Consider the following 15,851-nt stretch of genomic DNA (forward strand, 5'->3'; position numbering starts at 1 on the left):
GGGCCGGATCCCCGGGACCAACGGCCCTGCCGGGAAACACACACCACACGGACCGGCCCCCGGCGCCGACCCCGGCCCGCCCCGCCGGACCCGCCGGACCCGCCGGACCCGCCGCCCGGACGGCGTAGGCGCGGCGGCGCGCCGGGCCCACGGCCGGTACAGATCGACACATGGCAACCCCTTCTCCCGAACCCGCTCCGGAACAACTGGACGGGCGGGCCGGATACGACCCCGCGTTCCTCGGGCCGGTCGTCCCGCTGCCGCTCCCCGTCGACCCGGGCATCGCCGTGGTCGCGCTCCCGTACACGCACTTCACGGTACTGCTGAGACCCGACCGCAGGCTGGCCGCCGCGACGGCGGTGGCGATCGACGGCGCCCTCCTGGTCGACCTCCACCGGGAGGGCGAGTGGCGGCTGGACCCGCGCGTCCCGAAGGCGCAGCAGGCCGGCAAGGAGCTCTACGCCGACAACGACTTCGACCGCGGCCACCTGGTCCGGCGGCTCGACCCGGTCTGGGGCGCCGACGCCGACGTCCGCAGCGCCAACGCCGACACCTTCCACTTCACCAACGCCGCCCCGCAGCACTCCGCCTTCAACCAGGGCAAGCGGCTCTGGGCCGGTCTGGAGGACTACCTGCTGGCCAACGCGGCGCAGTCCGACCGGCGGCTGGTCGTGCTGACCGGCCCGGTGCTGCGGCCGGACGACCCGCGGTACCGGGGGGTGCAGATCCCACTGGCGTTCTGGAAGGTGACGGGCTTCCTCCAGGACGGTGCGCTGGCCTCCACCGCGTACGTGCTGGACCAGAGCCCGGACCTGCCGGACGCGGCCGCCGCGCTGGCTGCGGCGGAGGCCGCCGACCAGCCGCCGCCGCTGGGTGCGTACCGGACGTTCCAGGTGCCGGTGCACGACGTGGCCCAGATCTCCGGCCTCGACCTGGGCCCGCTCCCGGCGGTCGACCGGCTGCCGACCCCGCCCGTTCCGGCGCCTCCGGCCCCGGGGGCGGAACCGGGGCCGGAGCGCTGGCGGGAGCTGCAGCGGCACGAGGACATCGTGCTGGGCGCGGGCCGCTGACCCGCCGCCGGTGGCCGGCGCGGACCGGCGGGCGGAGCCGTCAGCCGAACGGCAGGAGCATCACCGGCGGGCCGCTCGGGTGCGGCGAGCCGCCGACCGGTTCGACGGTGACCCCGACGCCCGCGGCGCCGTTGATCCGGCCCGTCAGCAGGACTGCGCCGTCGCCACCGGGGAGCAGCCCGGCCGGTCGCATCGTGCCCGCGTCGTCGAACCAGAGCTGGTACGTCCGGCCGGCCGCGAGGGCGGGCATCCCGGTGGCCAGGAACCCGGCCTGGTCCCTGCTCTCCGACCAGATCACCGCGCCCGCGCCGGTCCCGGAGGCCGCGGTGGCCGTCCGGGCGTCGGGGGCGGTGATCAGCGCGCCGAGGCCCGCCTGCTGCTCCTGCAGCCGGGCCGTCTGCGATCTGGCCTGCCGGGCCTGGTCGTGCTGCTGCACGGCGAGGCCGCCGAGCGCGGCGGCGAGCGCGACGGAGGCCGCCAGGGCGATCCCGGGCCACCGGCGCGGCAGCCGGCCGCGCCGGCCGGTCCGCCCGGTGGACGCGGTGCCGTCCGGGGCCGAGCCGCTCGGGGCGAGCTGTCGCACGGATCCGATCCCGGCCATCACCCGGGCCCTGAGCACCGCGGGCGGGGTGACGGCCTCGGCGGCGCCGAGCCTCGCGAGCGTCGCGGCGAACTCCGCCACCTCCTGGGCGCAGGCCCCGCACTGGGTGAGGTGGCGTTCGAAGGCCTCCCGCTCGGGTGGGGGCAGCGCGTGGGCGGCGTAGGCCCCGGTGAGCGTGTGCAGATCGGGTGCGATGGTCATGACGCCACCCCCAGGCAGTCGCGCAGGCGGATCAGGCCGTCCCGCATCCGGGTCTTGACGGTGCCGAGCGGGGTGGCGAGCAGGTCGGCCACCTCGCGGTAGGAGAAACCGCGGTAGTACGCGAGGGTGACCGACTCGCGCTGGAGCTCGGTGAGCATCCGCAGGCACCGTCTGACCTGTTCGCGTTCCAGTCGGCCCTCGACCTGTTCGGCGACCTCGTCGAAGACCGGTGTGTGCGCCTTGGCGGCGGCCCGCTGGTCCCGGTCGACCGCGGCCTGTGCGGCCCGGACCCGGTCCACCGCCCGGCGGTGCGCCATCGTCAGCACCCAGGCCAGCACCTCACCGCGGGCCGGCTCGTAGCGGGCGGCGGTGCGCCAGACCTCCAGCATCACCTCCTGCGCGACCTCCTCGGACTGCGCCGGATCGCGCAGCACCCGGCGGATCAGCCCCAGCACCTGGCCGGCCACGGCGTCGTACAGGGCCGCGAACGCGTCCTGGTCGCCGAACGCCGTCCTGGCCACCAGGTCCTTGAGGTCCGGTCCGCGGCGCTGCGGCGCGGCCAGGTGCACCACGCTGCTCATACCGGCGCCCCCCGGTGGCGGAGGGCGCGGACCCGGCGACGGGGGCAGGCGGGCCGCCTCCCGGGCGGGCGGTTCGTTGACATGCGGTCCTCCAGCGCCCCGGGCGGCGGTGCGCACCGGGGAGTCGTACGGGCACGGGCACCGGGTGTTCGGAGCCGGTGCCCCGCCGGATTGGCCGCAGTCCGGGCTGCCGCCACAGTCCGGGCCGCTGCCGCACTGCCGGGCGCAGCCTCGCACAGGCGGCACCGCGCCGGGCCGAGGCCCACCCGGCCCAGGCCCGCGCCTCGGAGGTGCAGCCCGCCGAGGTGCAGCCCGGCCGCTCGCCCGGCATCCTGCGAGAGGGTCGGCAGGCCGACCGGGCGCGGCCGTCCACCCGACCAGCCTCGATGCGCCCCTGGAGCGGCCATGGACAGCCCGAACACCCCCGCCGCCGCCCTGAACTGCCTGATCACCGGCGCCACCGGCTACCTCGGCGGCCGCCTCGTCCCGGAGCTGCTGGCCGCCGGGCACACCGTGCGCTGCCTGGCCCGCGACCCGGGGCGGCTGCGGGACCACCCGTGGCGGGCCCGGGTGGAGGCCGCCGCCGGGGACGTCACCCGGCCGGACACCCTCACCGGGGCGTTCGCGGGGATCGACGCCGCCTACTACCTGGTCCACTCGCTCGGCACCGGCCGTGACTTCGAGGCCACCGACCGCGCGGCCGCGCAGGCCTTCGGCGAGGCGGCGGCCCGGGCCGGGGTCCGCCGGATCGTCTACCTGGGCGGCCTCACCCCGGCCGGGGTCCCGGAGGAGGAGCTGTCGCCGCACCTGCGCTCGCGCGCCGAGGTCGGCCGGGTGCTGCGCGCCGGCGGGGTGCCGACCGCCGAGCTGCGCGCCGCAGTGATCATCGGATCGGGCTCGGCCTCCTTCGAGATGCTCCGGTACCTGACCGAGCGGCTGCCCGTGATGGTCACCCCGAACTGGGTCGGCACCCGGATCCAGCCGATCGCCGTCCGCGACGTGCTGCGCTACCTCACCGGGGCGCTGTCGCTGCCGCCGGAGGTGAACCGGACCTTCGACATCGGCGGGCCGGAGGTGCTGACGTACCGGGACATGATGGAGCGCTACGCCGCGGTCGCCGAGCTGCCGCACCGGCTGATCGTCCCGGTGCCGGTGCTCACCCCGCGGCTGTCCAGCCACTGGGTGGGCCTGGTGACACCCGTGCCGAACGCGCTCGCCCGGCCGCTGGTGGAGTCGCTGCGGCACGAGGTGGTCTGCTCCGAGCACGACATCGCCCGCTACGTGCCGGACCCGCCGGGCGGGCAGACCGGCTTCGACGAGGCGGTGCGGCTGGCGCTGCGCCGGATCCGGGACGCCGAGGTGGCGACCCGCTGGTCGTCCGCCTCGCTGCCGGGCGCGCCGAGCGACCCGCTGCCCACGGACCCGGACTGGGCCGGCGGCAGCCTCTACCAGGACGTCCGCGAGCGGGCGGTGGAGACCGATCCGGCGCGGCTGTGGCGGGTGGTGGAGGGCATCGGCGGCGAGCACGGCTGGTACTCCTTCCCGTTGGCGTGGGCGCTGCGCGGCTGGCTGGACCGGGCGGCGGGCGGCGTCGGCCTGCGCCGGGGCAGACGGGACCCGGAGCGGCTGCGGGTCGGCGACTCGCTGGACTTCTGGCGGGTGGAGGAGATCGAGCCGGGCCGGCTGCTGCGGCTGCGCGCCGAGATGCGGCTGCCGGGCCTGGCCTGGCTGGAGCTGTCGGTCGCCCCCGACGGGCGCGGCGGCGCCCGCTACCGGCAGCGGGCGCTGTTCCACCCGCACGGGCTGGCCGGACACGCCTACTGGTGGTCGGTCGCGCCGTTCCACGCCGTCGTCTTCGGCGGGATGTCCCGCCGGATCAGCGAGCGCGCCCTGGCAGAGCCCGCGCACTGAGCCCGTGCACTGAGCCCGCGCACTGACGCCCCGCCCTGGCGCCCCGCCCTGGGCCCGGGTCCGACGCGCGCCCCGGACGGCGCAACCATCACATGATCGACTCGTTGGACTGTCCGCCATCACTCAACTCACGGATCAGGGGAGGTCCCGTTGGCGCGACAGACCGGCGGCGGATCACCGCAGCGGGCCGAGGCCGTGCGTCCGGTGGCGCGGGCCGAGGCGGCACTGGTCCGCCACTACCGCCGACTGGTCCGGCTGGCCTACCTGGCGCTGCCCGCCGACCGGGACCGGCACAGCCGGGTGCTGGCCGCGCACGCGGTGGTCCAGCGGTCCCTGCCGTCCCGCTGGACCAGGGCGGACGGCCTGCGGGCGGACCGGCTGCGGGCGGACCGGATCCCGGCGGACGGGCCCGGAGCGGCCGGACCGCCGGAGCCCGAGGAGGATCCGGTGTACGCGGCCCTGCGGCTGCGGGTGCTGCGGGCCGCACTGCGGCCGCGGCCGGTCCACCGGCTGCTCGCGCCGCGGGTCTGGGGGCTGCGCCTGTTCACCCCCGGCGGCGGCGAGGAGGACGCGGCCCTGGACCGGGCGCTGGCCGCGCTGGACCCGCCCGGCCGGGCCGCCTTCGCCCTGCTGACGGTCGAGCGGCTGCCGCCGGGCCGGGCCGCCGGGGTGCTGCAGCAGGCCGGGGTGGCGTACCCCGACCAGTCCGTGGACGAGGCCGCCCGGCTGTCCGCCGGTCCGGATCCGGCGCTCCCCGCCTTCGACCCCTGCGCGGTGCGCGTCCAGCCGACCGACCTGCTGCGCCGCCGCCGCACCCTCGGCGCCTCGCTCACGGTCGCCGCGCTGGCGCTCACCACCACGGCCGCCGTCCTGGCCGGCGCGGACGGCGGTGCGCCCGCCCCCGGCGCCGTCCACCCGCGCCCCACCCCGCCTGCCGGTACCGCAGCGGACCAGGCGGGGCTGGTCCGGGTGGCCGCCGACCAGTGGCAGCACACGGCCCGGCTCGGCTTCGCCGCCTGGCCCGCCCGGGGCGACCGCCGCACGGACGGCGCGCTGCTCGGCCGCGCCCTCGCGGCGTGGGCCCAGGCCGGTCCGCAGACCAGGGCCGAGCCCGGGGCGGGCGTCGCACCGCCCGCCGGACCGCCGCAGCTGCTGTTCGCCGGGACGGTCGACGGCACGGCCGTGGTGGTGCTGTACGACGGACAGCGGCTCGCCCGCTACACGGACGGGCCCGGCGGCGGGCTGGACCTCGCCCGGGCCGACGACTCCGACGTCACCACGGCGGCCGCGGTGGTGCTGCGCCGTCAGGGCACGGCCGCCCGCTACCTGCTCGCGCCGTGGGTCGAGGGCTCCGAGACCCGCCGGATCGACCAGCCGGACGCACCGGCCAAGCCGCTGGACCGCGCCGAGGGCGTCACGGCCGCCGCCCCCGTCGGGGCCCTCTCGGACTGCCGGGGCGCCACCGTGCTCCAGCTGCGCTCCTCCCCCGTCGTCGCCGAGAAGCACGCCTTCCTGCTGGCCGACCTCGGCGGTCTCGTCCCCGCCCACCTCACCTACACCCCGCCGCCGGACCGCGCCCAGCCGCCGCGCGAGCCGCGCGAGGCGGTCGGGCCGGACGCGCTGCAGGCCTGGGCCCGCGGCGGCTGCACGGTGCCGGACGGCACGCCCGGCGTCAAGCAGCTCAACCTGTGGGCCTTCGCCGTGCAGCAGCTCCCGCAGAACGCGGGCGCGGCGTCCTGGGTCTGCCTGCGTGCCGACCGCTGGAACGGCGAGGGCAGCGCCGTGGGCGCCGTGCTGCTGCCGGGCGCCCGGGCTCCGCAGCGCACCGGCGGCGGACCGGGTCGGGCGTGCAGCCGGTTCGAGCAGGACACCCTCGGGTTCACCTGGTGGCGCTCCCCGCAGGGCACGGAGTTCCTGCTCGCCGCCGGCAGCCGCCGGGTGACCAGGATCGCCGTCAAGGGCCCGGACTGGTCCGCCGACCGCCCCACCCCGGACCGCACCCTCGCCGTGGAGCGGCCGGCCCGCGCGACCGTCAGCGTGGAGGCGGTACTCGACGGCGGCAGCAGGATCACGCCGATGCGCTGAACAGCCGTCGTGCCGAGGAGCCGTCGGGCCGAGAAGCCGGGGGAGGCCTGCGCGCCCGGTTCAGCGCGAGCGGCGCAGGTCCTCCAGCTCACCGGTCATCCGCCCGAGGAAGCGCGCCACCGCGTCCAGCTCGTCCACGGTGAACTCGCCGCGGACCGCCTCGGTGCGCTGCGCCACCGGCGCGAACCACTGCGCGGCCATCCGCCCGGCCCCGGGCTGGTAGTGCACCAGCACCTGGCGCCGGTCCACGGCGTCCCGGCTGCGCCGGACGTGCCCGGCCCGCTCCAACCGGTCCAGCACCGCGGTGACCGCCCCCGAGGTGAGGGCGAGCTCCTCCCGCAGCCGGCCCGGGGTGGTCCCGCCCGGGTCGCCGGGCCCGCCGGGCGCTGCCCGCATCACGGCGAGCAGCGCCTGGACGTCGGTGGCGTGCAGCCCGCTGGCGGCGGCGAAGCCGTGGCCGAGCAGGTTCATCTCGGAGGCCAGGCCCTGCAGGAGTCGGCCGAGCGCCTGGGTCCCGGGCGGCCCCGGAGTGGACGGGGCCGGGTGCCGCTCCTGCTCCGACTGCTCCGACTGCTCCGACTGCTCCGACAAGGTCACCTTCTCCGGTCGCGTACGGCGCTGCTAACCCGTTCAGCCTAACCGGGGCGGCGGCTCAGACATGATCGCCCACCGGCTCGGGGACGGGCGGACGCACCGTCACCGGGTGCGGCCGGGCAGGCCACCAGACCAGGTCGCCCAGGTCACGGACCAGCGCCGGCACCAGCAGCGAGCGCACCAGCAGGGTGTCCAGCAGCACGCCGAAGGCGACGATGAAGGCGATCTGGGCGAGGAACGCCAGCGGGATCACCCCGAGCGCGGCGAAGGTCGCGGCGAGCACCACCCCGGCCGAGGTGATCACCCCGCCGGTCGCGGTCAGCCCGCGCAGCACGCCCTCCCGGGTGCCGACCCGCCGCGACTCCTCGCGCACCCTCGTCATCAGGAAGATGTTGTAGTCCACCCCGAGCGCCACCAGGAACACGAACCCGTACAGCGGGACGGAGGGGTCGGTGGCGCTGAAGCCGAACACGTGCGGGAAGACCAGCGCGCTCACCCCGATCGTGGCCAGGTAGGAGAGCGCCACGGTCGCCACCAGCAGGACCGGGGCGAGCAGCGAGCGCAGCAGCAGGACCAGCACGGCGAGGATGCAGAGCAGCACGACCGGCGCGATCAGCGCCCGGTCGCGCTCCGCGGTGGCCCTCGTGTCGCCCTGCTGCGCGGTGTACCCGCCGACCAGCGCGTCCGCCCCCGGGACGGCGTGCACCGCGGCCCGCAGGCGCCGCACGGTGGCGACGGCCGCGTCGCTGTCGGCCGGGTCGTCGAGCGTGGCGTCCAACCGGATTCGCCCGTCCACCACCTTCGGCGGTCCGCCGGGCGCGCCACCGGTGTACGGACGCACGCCCGCGACCCCGGGGACGGCGGCGGCCGCCGCGACGGCCTCGGCGTGGTCGGCCGAGGCGACCACCACGGCCGGGTTCCCGGAGCCCCCGGGGAAGTGTGCGGAGAGCAGCCGCTGGCCGACGATCGAGGGCTGCTCCTTGATGAACAGCTCGGTCTGCGGCACCCCGCCGGAGTCCAGGGCGGGCGCGAAGGCCGCCAGGGCGGCGAGCACCGCGAGGCTCGCCGCCCAGGTCGCGCGGGGCCGCCGGCCGACGAGTGCGGCGACCCGCCGCCACACGCCGTGCACCGGGGCCCTGCCGTCGGCGGCGGGTCGGGCCGGCCAGTACGCGGTCCGGCCTAGCAGCACCAGCGCGGCGGGCAGGAAGGTGAGTGCGGAGAGCACCGCGCAACCGATCCCGATCGCACCGACCGGTCCGAGCGCCCGGTTGTTGGTCAGGTCGGAGAGCAGCAGCACGAGCAGGCCGAGGGCGACCGTCGTCCCGGAGGCGGCGATCGGCTCGACGGACTGCCGCCAGGCAGTGCGCATCGCCGCGTAGCGGTCGCCGTGCAGGTGCAGCTCCTCGCGGAAGCGGGCCGAGAGCAGCAGGCCGTAGTCGGTGGCCGCGCCGATCACCAGGATCGACAGCAGGCCCTGGACCTGTCCGTCCACCCGGACGGCGCCGTGGTCGGCCAGCACGTACACCAGCGCGCAGGCGATCCCGAGGGCGAACACCGCGCCGAGGATCACCAGCAGCGGCAGCAGCACCGCCCGGTAGACGGCGAGCAGGATCAGCAGCACCACGCCGAGGGCGACCCCGAGCAGCAGTCCGTCGATCCCGGCGAAGGCGCTGCCGAGGTCGGCCCCGATCGCGGCCGGTCCGGTCAGGCCGACGGTGGTGTCCGGCACCTGCTGCGCCAGCTGCCGGATGTCCCGGATGCTGTCGCCCACTCCGCGGCCGAGGTCGGAGCGGAGCTGGACGACGCCCTGCAGGGCCCGCCCGTCCGCGGCGGGAACGACGGGCGACACCTGTCCGGTGGCGCCCGGGACGCCGGCGGCCGCGCGCAGCGCCCGTTCGGCGGCGCCGCGCTGCTCGGCACCGACGGCGCCGCCGCGGCTCTCCCAGACCACGATCACCGGCAGCGCACCGGCCGTCTGGAAGCCCTCGCCGAGCCGGGCGACCTCGGTGGACTCGGCGCTGCGCGGCAGGAAGGCGGCCCGGTCGTTGGTGGAGACCTGGGAGAGCTTGCCCGCGTACGAGCCGAAGGCGCCGCCCAGGCCGAGCCAGACGACCAGCAGGGCGAGCGGGATCAGCAACCTGGTGCGGCGCCGGGCGGTGGGGCTGCCGGTGAGCATCGTGGAGCGCCCTTCGTAGCGGGGCGGGTGACGGACAGCCGGATCATATCTCTCAATGATTGAGAGATCCCGTGAGGGAGGTACCCGGCGAGCCGTCGGTCGCCTCCGCAGCCGGACGCGGCCGAACACGGCCGGTGCGGCGCGTCAGGGCGCGTCAGGGCACGTCAGGGCACGTCAGGGCACGTCAGGGCACGTCAGGGCACGTCAGGGCACGTCAGGGCACGTCACGGCCGTCCCTGCGCTCGGCCGCTTGCGCCCGAGGAGCAACCCGGCGACCGAGAGCGCTCCCCACCCGACGGAGACCGACACCGCCATGACGCGGTGTCGGCGCTTCGGCAGCACGGTGGCCAGCAGAACGGCGTCCCCCAGATCGGCGGCGATCCGCAGGACGGTCGCCGTCCGCAGCGCGGAGTCGTCGGGTGCGAGGAGCATGGCCAGGCCGCAGGCGGCGTCCCGGAAGGCGAGCGGGCGCAGGCAGGCGGCGACCGGTGCGGGCAGCGAGCCGTCGGGGCCGTTGAGTCCGGAGGGCGCGGCCAGCAGGGCGGGGCGCCGGGTGACGGCGAGGCCGTAGAGGGCGGTGGCGGCGCCGGTCAGGCGCAGCAGTGGCGGGTGCATGGGGGGAGTCTCCCGGGTCGGTGGCACCGGTGGTTCGGAGCCACGCCCGGAGCGGACGGGTCCTCCCGGGCGGCGGCGGGTACGGGAGGGGCTGGTCCGGCGCGACCGGGGGGGTACCGGGCCTGGCTAGATGCCGACCCATGGCGATGTTCGTTCATCTGACCTCCTCGGGCGGCTCGGCACGCATCCGCCGGAGCGGAGTCCGGGCGGTCAGCCGGGGGCAGGGCGATACCTGCGAGGTCTACTGCTTCCCGGTGCTGCCCTCCTACCCGCTGACCCATCAGTGGCTGCGTGAGCTGGCCCGGTTCGGCACCCGGGGCGGGCTGGTCGCGGTGCACATCCGGCTCGACGACGAGCAGCCGGTGCTGGTCGGCCACTATCGGGACCGGGCGCTGCTGCGGCAGCAGCGGGTCCGGGCCGCCGAGGCCGTCCGGCTGGTGGGCGCGCTGGACGACCCGCGCGGATGGGAGGTGTTCGTGCCGCGGGCCGTCGCGGCCCGCGAGGTGCACCGGATCCGCAGCGCTCCGCAGGTGGCGGGCTGGCGCTACCGCCCGGACGTCCACGGCACCCGTCCCTGCACCTGCGCCGGCTGCCGGATCCGCGGCGAGTACGGCGGGCGGCGGCTGCGCGAGCGCCACCCGGATCCGCTGGACGGGCCGCCGCCCCCGGTAGCGGTGCTGCTCGCCCGGATCGCCGCGGCGGGCGATCCGGGCGATCCGGCCGCCCTCGTCGACGCGCTGCGGTGGTTCGCCCGCCGCCGCAGGGGGCCGGTCGACGCACTGGCCCGACTGGCCGGCCACCCGGACGCCACCGTGCGCGAGGAGTTGGTGTGGGCCGTCGCCCGGTGGTCGACCCCGGGGACGGCCGCGCTTGTCGACACCCTCGCCGGGGATCCGGATCCGGCGGTGCGGGAGGCGGTGGCGGACCTCCGGGAGGACCCGGAGCAGGACTGACCGCCAACATGACCCGTCTGACCCGCCTGACCGCCCGGCCCGCCTGACCGCCCGGCCGACCCGGCTGAGCGGCCGTCAGTAGACGCGCTTGATCTGCCAGGAGTTGTTGTTGAAGCTGGGCACCGCGGAGTAGCGGCAGCCGGAGCTGTAGAAGGTGCTGACCTCCTGCCATCCGGCCGGCGGCAGCGAGGAGGCGCAGACGTTGACGACCGTGCCGACCGGGTAGCCGGTCAGCTGCATCATCCGCTTCATGTTCGGGTTGAAGCCGGAGCCGCAGCTGTAGTCGTTCCACCACTGGACGTCGGCCCAGCCGCTCGGGGTGAGCGAGTTTGCGCAGATCGCGGTCGTGTCGCCCGGCGCGGCCTGGGCGGTCGTCATCGACAGGGTCAGGGCCGCGGCGGTACAGCCGAGGGTCAGGGCCACGTTCCGGAGACGGGTCACGGGATCAGCTCCTCTCACCGGCGCGGCATGTCCGCGCCAATGCCATCCTTTCGCGGCGGATCGTCAGCGCACAGGAGGTTTCCGGCCCGATCGACCGGGCGCCCGGCGCGAATCTCCCCCTTGCAGAGCCCGGCCCCGGGCACCCGCGCCCGGGGCCGGCGACCGTTCAGTGCTTGGGTGCCGGGGCGGCGCCCTGGGCGAGCAGCGACAGCCGGCTGGCGGTGCGGTTGACGTCCGGTGGGAGCCCGTCACCCGAGAGCACCTCGGCCAGTGGCGCCCCGCCGATGAGGGTGAGCCGCACCCCCCGGTCGCAGAGCACGTCGACCAGGTTGGCGAAGCGCTGGGCGGCGTCGCGGCCCGCGTCCGCGAGGCGGGGCAGGCCGGAGACCACCCAGGGCCGTCCGCCGTCGGTGAGGGTCAGGTAGTCGATGGTCGAATTCGGCCGGTCGCAGAGGGCCTCGAAGTCGAACCAGAGCAGTTCCTCACGGACCGCCAGCGCCTCGACCCCGCCGTGGCCGACCGGGACGGTCCGCCGCTCGGCCGGGGCCGGCGGGCGCAGCCCCTCCTCGGCGAGCTGCCGCTCGTCACCCGGCCAGAGGTAGCGGCCGGCCGCGAAGCCGGAGCGCGCCGCCTGAGGGTCCCGGGCGGCCCGGTAGTCGCGGCCGCCGGTCAGCTCGACGATGTCCAGCGAGCGTTCCAGCAGCGCGATGGTCGGCTCGAACATCTGGTGGAAGACCGGGTTGGGCAGCAGGCCGGCCGGCGGGTAGTTGGAGGTGGCCAGCAGCGCCGTCCCGCGCGCCAGCAGCGCCTCGACGACCCGGCCCATCAGCATCGCGTCGCCCGCGTCGTGCACGTGGAACTCGTCGAAGTAGAGGAACCGGCTCTCCCCCAGCAGCTCCGCGACGGCGAGTTCGCCCGCGCGCGGCTCGTGCCGGTGCCGGGCGTAGGCGGCGTGGAACTGCCGGAAGAAGTCGTGGAAGTGCAGCCGCCGCTTGCCGTCCACGCGCACCGCGTCGAACAGCGTGTCGGCCAGCCAGCTCTTTCCGCGCCCGACCGAGCCCCACAGGTAGACCCCGCGCACCGGCTCGGCCTGAGCCCGCCCGAACCACCGCCGCCGGCCCGGCTGCCCGGCCGCGGCCAGGGCCTCGCCCAGCTCCGCCAGCCTGGCCGCGACCGCCTGCTGCCCCTCGTCCAGCACCAGGCCGTCCCGCCGTGCCGCCCGCTCGAAATCCGCCGACATCCCCGCACTCCCCCACCCGGCCACCCGGCCGCCCCGACCATCGGATGATCACTGCTGACAGCAGATCACATCATGGCCGGTGCGCCCGGGGAGAGCCGGGCCCGTCCGCCGGGTCCCCTCCCCCGACGGGACCGGGCGGAGGCGGGGGGAATCAGCCCGCGATGGGCCGCACGTCCAGGCGGACGTGGTCGACCGCCCAGAACCAGTTGTTGCCCGCGTCGAACATCCGGAACTTCAGCGTCACCGAGCGGGCGCCCGCCGGGACGGCGAACTGCCGGGTGACGAAGGTGTTCTGGACGTCCTTGCCGGCGTTGTCGTTACCGGTGGCGTCGCTGCTGTAGTAGACGAGGCGGGTCTCGGTGCCGTTGTCGAACACGGCGGTGACGGCCGCCTTCTGCGGGGCCTCCTGGCGGTAGTGCGAGTCGAAGCCGAGGTGCAGGGTGGCCGTGCCGGCCGGGATCTGGACCACCGGCGAGACCAGCGTGGAGTCGAACCTGCCCTTGCCCGACGGCGCGCCGGTGTCGTCCCAGTCGTCCGGGTCGGCGACCGCGAGGATGCCCAGGCCCCGGGCGAAGTTGCCGCGGTCCTGCCCGGCCGGCGTGGACCAGGCGCGCTTGGTGTGGAAGGTCCACCCCTGGAGCCGGGCGGTGCCCTGCGGCATGCCGGGGGCGTTGACCACCGACCAGCCCTGCGGGGCCTGCGGCGTCCAGCCGAGGACGCCGCCGATCGGCTGCAGCGCGCCGGCCAGCGACTCGAAGTCCTCGCCGAGCAGGTGACCGGCCATCACCGGGGCGGTGCGGGCCGCGATCTCGCCGTCGGCGAGGGCGAAGCGGTCCCCGGCCGACGCGCGGGCGGTGACCAGGATCCGGTGGGTGGCGCCGTCCGGCAGCACGGCGGGCGGGGTGACCTCCCACTCGGCGGTCGCGGTGGCGCCGGCGGCGAGCGAGGCGGGCGGCGGGGTGACGGCGGTGGCCGTCCAGCCGGCCGGCACGGCAGGCTGGGCCTCGATCGCGGTCAGCGCGGCGGTCGCGGTGAACCGGGCGGCGACCCGGGCCGGGCGGCCGGGCAGCAGGATCGCCTCGTCGATGGTGGTGGAGGCGGCCTTGAGCGTGACGTCCAGGGCGAGCGGGTCGGCCAGGCCCATCGCCGGGTCGGTCAGCAGGTGCTCGCCGTCCCACGGGAAGCGCCCGGCGATCCGGCGGCGGAACCCGAGTTCGCCGCGGACCCCCACCGCGACGTCGTACCAGCCCTCCGGTCCGACCTTCACGTTGACGGTCCTGTCGTCGCCGGCCGCGACCCGCACCTCGCGCAGCCCGTCGCCGTAGGCGAGGTCGCCGACCAGGAAGGTCTGGGCGGTGCGCGAGCGGTTGATCACGTCCACCTCCAGCACCTTGCCGTTCTGCTCCTCGGAGAGCGAGACCTCGTAGGCGGAGGCGGCGTCGCCGCGCAGGTGCCAGAGCGCGCCGTTCGGGCCGTGCACCCGCAGGTCGTAGCCCTCGGCGCCGACCTTCCAGACGTCGGAGATCCGGCTCTTGGCGCCCACCGTGTAGTACCGCGGCGCCGACCCGGGGGCCGGGTAGAGCGCGAAGACGGCGCCCTGGCGGCCCTGGTTGATGAAGTCGAGGGTCAGCTCGTCGCCCTTCAGCCTCGGCTTGACCAGCAGGTTGTACGGGCTGATCCGGGCGGCCCGGGTACCGCGCTGCTGCTGCGGGAACACCTGCGGGTTGGGCACGGTGGGCGCGGGCAGCTTGCCGGTGTCGACGACCTTCTGCCGGTTGCCGCTGGTGTCGGGCAGCTGCGGCCAGAGCGGGTCGCGGCCGGAGAAGTCGAACACGTTGGTGAGGTCGCCGGTGACGGCGCGCCGCCACGGGCTGATGTTGGGCTCCTCGACGCCGAAGCGCTGCTCCAGCAGGCGCAGCACCGAGGTGTGGTCGTAGACCGTGGAGTCGACCACGCCGCCGCGCGTCCACGGCGAGACGACGACCATCGGGACGCGCACGCCCAGGCCCATCGGGTACGGGCCGGAGACGACCGTCTCGCCCGCGGGCAGGGTGTCGGACCAGGTGAGCGAGCCGTCGGCGGCCTTCACCCGGTACTTGCCGTCCTGGCTCACCACGCGGTGGTAGGTCGAACCGCCCTTGGAGACCCGGACGACGACCTCGCCGTCCACGGAGACGGTCGACTTGCCGCGCCCGGCGGCCAGCGGCGGGACGGGCGGCAGGTTGTGGTCGAAGAAGCCGCCGTGCTCGTCGTAGTTGAGGATGAAGACGGTCTTCTCCCACACCTCCGGCTTGGCGGCGAGCGCGGCGAGCAGCCGGGCCGTCAGGTGCTCGCCGTTCGGCGGGGCGTAGTTGGCGTGCTCGGAGAGCGCGGCGGGCGCGATCAGCCAGGAGACCTGGGGCAGTTGGTCGGCCTGGATGTCGGCGGTGAACGCCTCGACCAGGGCGTCGCCCATCGCGAAGGGGTCGTTCTTCTTCGCCGGGTCGCCGACCGCGCGCATGCCGCGCTCGTAGAGCGGCTCACCCGGCTTGGACTTGACGAAGGGGGTGAACCAGGCGAGCGCGTTGTCGTCGAAGTTGTCCAGCGCCTGGTAGGTCTTCCAGCTGATCCCGGCCTTCTGCAGCCGCTCGGCGTAGGTGGTCCACTCGTAGCCGCCGGGGATCTCGGTGTTGTCGGTCACCGGGGTGTCCCGCACCGTGCCGCCGCTGGTCCCGGTCATCAGGTGTTCGCGGTTGGTGTTGGTGTTGCACTGGACCGACGCGTAGTAGGCGTCGCAGGTCGTGAAGACCGAGGCCAGCGCGTGGTAGAAGGGCATGTCGGCGGGCTCGTAGTAGCCCTGGCCGAGCCAGCCGCTGGAGCGGCGGGTGACCGAGCCGTCGGCGCGGCCGTCGTTCCAGGCGTTCATCGAGTCGACGAAGCCGAAGGCGGGGGCGCCCTGCTGGTAGGCGTTGGTGTGTGCGGCGTTCATCGGGAAGGGCAGCAGGTGGCCCTCCTTGCGGCCCGGGTCGGGCTGGTGGAACACCGAGCGCCCGTTGACCCCGCGCACCGCCGTCCGGTCGCCGAAGCCGCGCACGCCGGGCAGCGTGCCGAAGTAGTGGTCGAACGCGCGGTTCTCCTGCATGAACACCACGACGTGCTGGATGTCGGCCAGCTTGCCGGGGCGGGCCGGCGCGGCCAGCGCCTCGCGCACGCTGAGCGGGAGGGCGGACAGTACGGCGGCCGCCGCCGCGCCGCCGAGCAGGGTGCGGCGCGACAGTTCGGGCATCGGGCTCATCGGGGGGTGGCTCCTTGGTCACGGGCGCTGGGCGGGGGCTGAGGTGGCCCAGACCAGTTATGTGTACGTGGCCCAGATGGACGGCGTCCGGGTGTTGGATGGCGGGTCG

At 76.0% G+C, this 15,851-nt stretch carries 12 protein-coding genes; 4 read left to right on the forward strand and 8 right to left on the reverse strand.

Features of this window, described 5'->3' with window-relative positions; genetic code table 11:
• The first annotated feature begins 170 nt into the window (after window positions 1-170).
• Window positions 171-1,070 (forward strand): DNA/RNA non-specific endonuclease, encoded by a 900-nt coding sequence (locus ACGFZP_RS28015; RefSeq protein ID WP_392938340.1) that lies wholly within the window; start codon window positions 171-173, stop codon window positions 1,068-1,070.
• A 40-nt stretch (window positions 1,071-1,110) separates the two neighbouring features.
• Here the strand turns inward: ACGFZP_RS28015 and ACGFZP_RS28020 are convergent, their stop codons facing one another.
• Window positions 1,111-1,872, reverse strand: a complete 762-nt coding sequence (locus ACGFZP_RS28020) for an anti-sigma factor domain-containing protein (protein WP_392938342.1) — start codon at window positions 1,870-1,872, stop codon at window positions 1,111-1,113.
• Window positions 1,869-2,453 (reverse strand): sigma-70 family RNA polymerase sigma factor, encoded by a 585-nt coding sequence (locus ACGFZP_RS28025; protein ID WP_392938345.1) that lies wholly within the window; start codon window positions 2,451-2,453, stop codon window positions 1,869-1,871. The genes ACGFZP_RS28020 and ACGFZP_RS28025 overlap by 4 nt, the downstream gene beginning before the upstream one ends.
• Before the next feature lie 405 nt (window positions 2,454-2,858).
• Between ACGFZP_RS28025 and ACGFZP_RS28030 the strand changes: the two genes are divergently transcribed.
• Both ACGFZP_RS28030 and ACGFZP_RS28035 read left to right on the forward strand, forming a co-directional pair.
• The gene (locus tag ACGFZP_RS28030; protein WP_392938348.1) at window positions 2,859-4,364 is read left to right on the forward strand and encodes an SDR family oxidoreductase; all 1,506 of its coding nucleotides are present in this window, start codon (window positions 2,859-2,861) and stop codon (window positions 4,362-4,364) included.
• 150 nt (window positions 4,365-4,514) lie between these two features.
• The gene (locus ACGFZP_RS28035; protein ID WP_392938350.1) at window positions 4,515-6,449 is read left to right on the forward strand and encodes a hypothetical protein; all 1,935 of its coding nucleotides are present in this window, start codon (window positions 4,515-4,517) and stop codon (window positions 6,447-6,449) included.
• Between the two features lie 60 nt (window positions 6,450-6,509).
• Here the strand turns inward: ACGFZP_RS28035 and ACGFZP_RS28040 are convergent, their stop codons facing one another.
• From ACGFZP_RS28040 to ACGFZP_RS28050, 3 genes are all read right to left on the reverse strand, one after another.
• On the reverse strand, window positions 6,510-7,040 hold the full coding sequence (locus tag ACGFZP_RS28040) for a MarR family winged helix-turn-helix transcriptional regulator (protein WP_392938353.1): 531 nt from the start codon (window positions 7,038-7,040) through the stop codon (window positions 6,510-6,512).
• Between the two features lie 61 nt (window positions 7,041-7,101).
• Entirely contained in the window at window positions 7,102-9,219 is a 2,118-nt protein-coding gene (locus ACGFZP_RS28045) for an MMPL family transporter (RefSeq protein WP_392938355.1), read from the reverse strand.
• A gap of 204 nt (window positions 9,220-9,423) precedes the next feature.
• Complete coding sequence (locus tag ACGFZP_RS28050; protein ID WP_392938358.1) at window positions 9,424-9,834, reverse strand: hypothetical protein; 411 nt, start codon at window positions 9,832-9,834, stop codon at window positions 9,424-9,426.
• A 140-nt stretch (window positions 9,835-9,974) separates the two neighbouring features.
• Between ACGFZP_RS28050 and ACGFZP_RS28055 the strand changes: the two genes are divergently transcribed.
• A complete protein-coding gene (locus tag ACGFZP_RS28055) occupies window positions 9,975-10,787 on the forward strand; it encodes a HEAT repeat domain-containing protein (protein ID WP_392938360.1) in 813 nt (270 codons plus the stop codon).
• Between the two features lie 75 nt (window positions 10,788-10,862).
• Here the strand turns inward: ACGFZP_RS28055 and ACGFZP_RS28060 are convergent, their stop codons facing one another.
• The 3 genes from ACGFZP_RS28060 to ACGFZP_RS28070 form a co-directional block, all read right to left on the reverse strand.
• Window positions 10,863-11,228, reverse strand: coding sequence for a hypothetical protein (locus ACGFZP_RS28060; RefSeq protein ID WP_392938363.1), 366 nt, complete (start codon window positions 11,226-11,228; stop codon window positions 10,863-10,865).
• 166 nt (window positions 11,229-11,394) lie between these two features.
• Entirely contained in the window at window positions 11,395-12,468 is a 1,074-nt protein-coding gene (zapE, locus tag ACGFZP_RS28065) for a cell division protein ZapE (protein ID WP_392938365.1), read from the reverse strand.
• 151 nt (window positions 12,469-12,619) lie between these two features.
• Complete coding sequence (locus ACGFZP_RS28070) at window positions 12,620-15,742, reverse strand: phosphocholine-specific phospholipase C (protein WP_392938368.1); 3,123 nt, start codon at window positions 15,740-15,742, stop codon at window positions 12,620-12,622.
• Window positions 15,743-15,851 lie beyond the last annotated feature (109 nt).

This window comes from Kitasatospora sp. NPDC048239, from assembly GCF_043202015.1.
Classification (GTDB): domain Bacteria; phylum Actinomycetota; class Actinomycetes; order Streptomycetales; family Streptomycetaceae; genus Kitasatospora.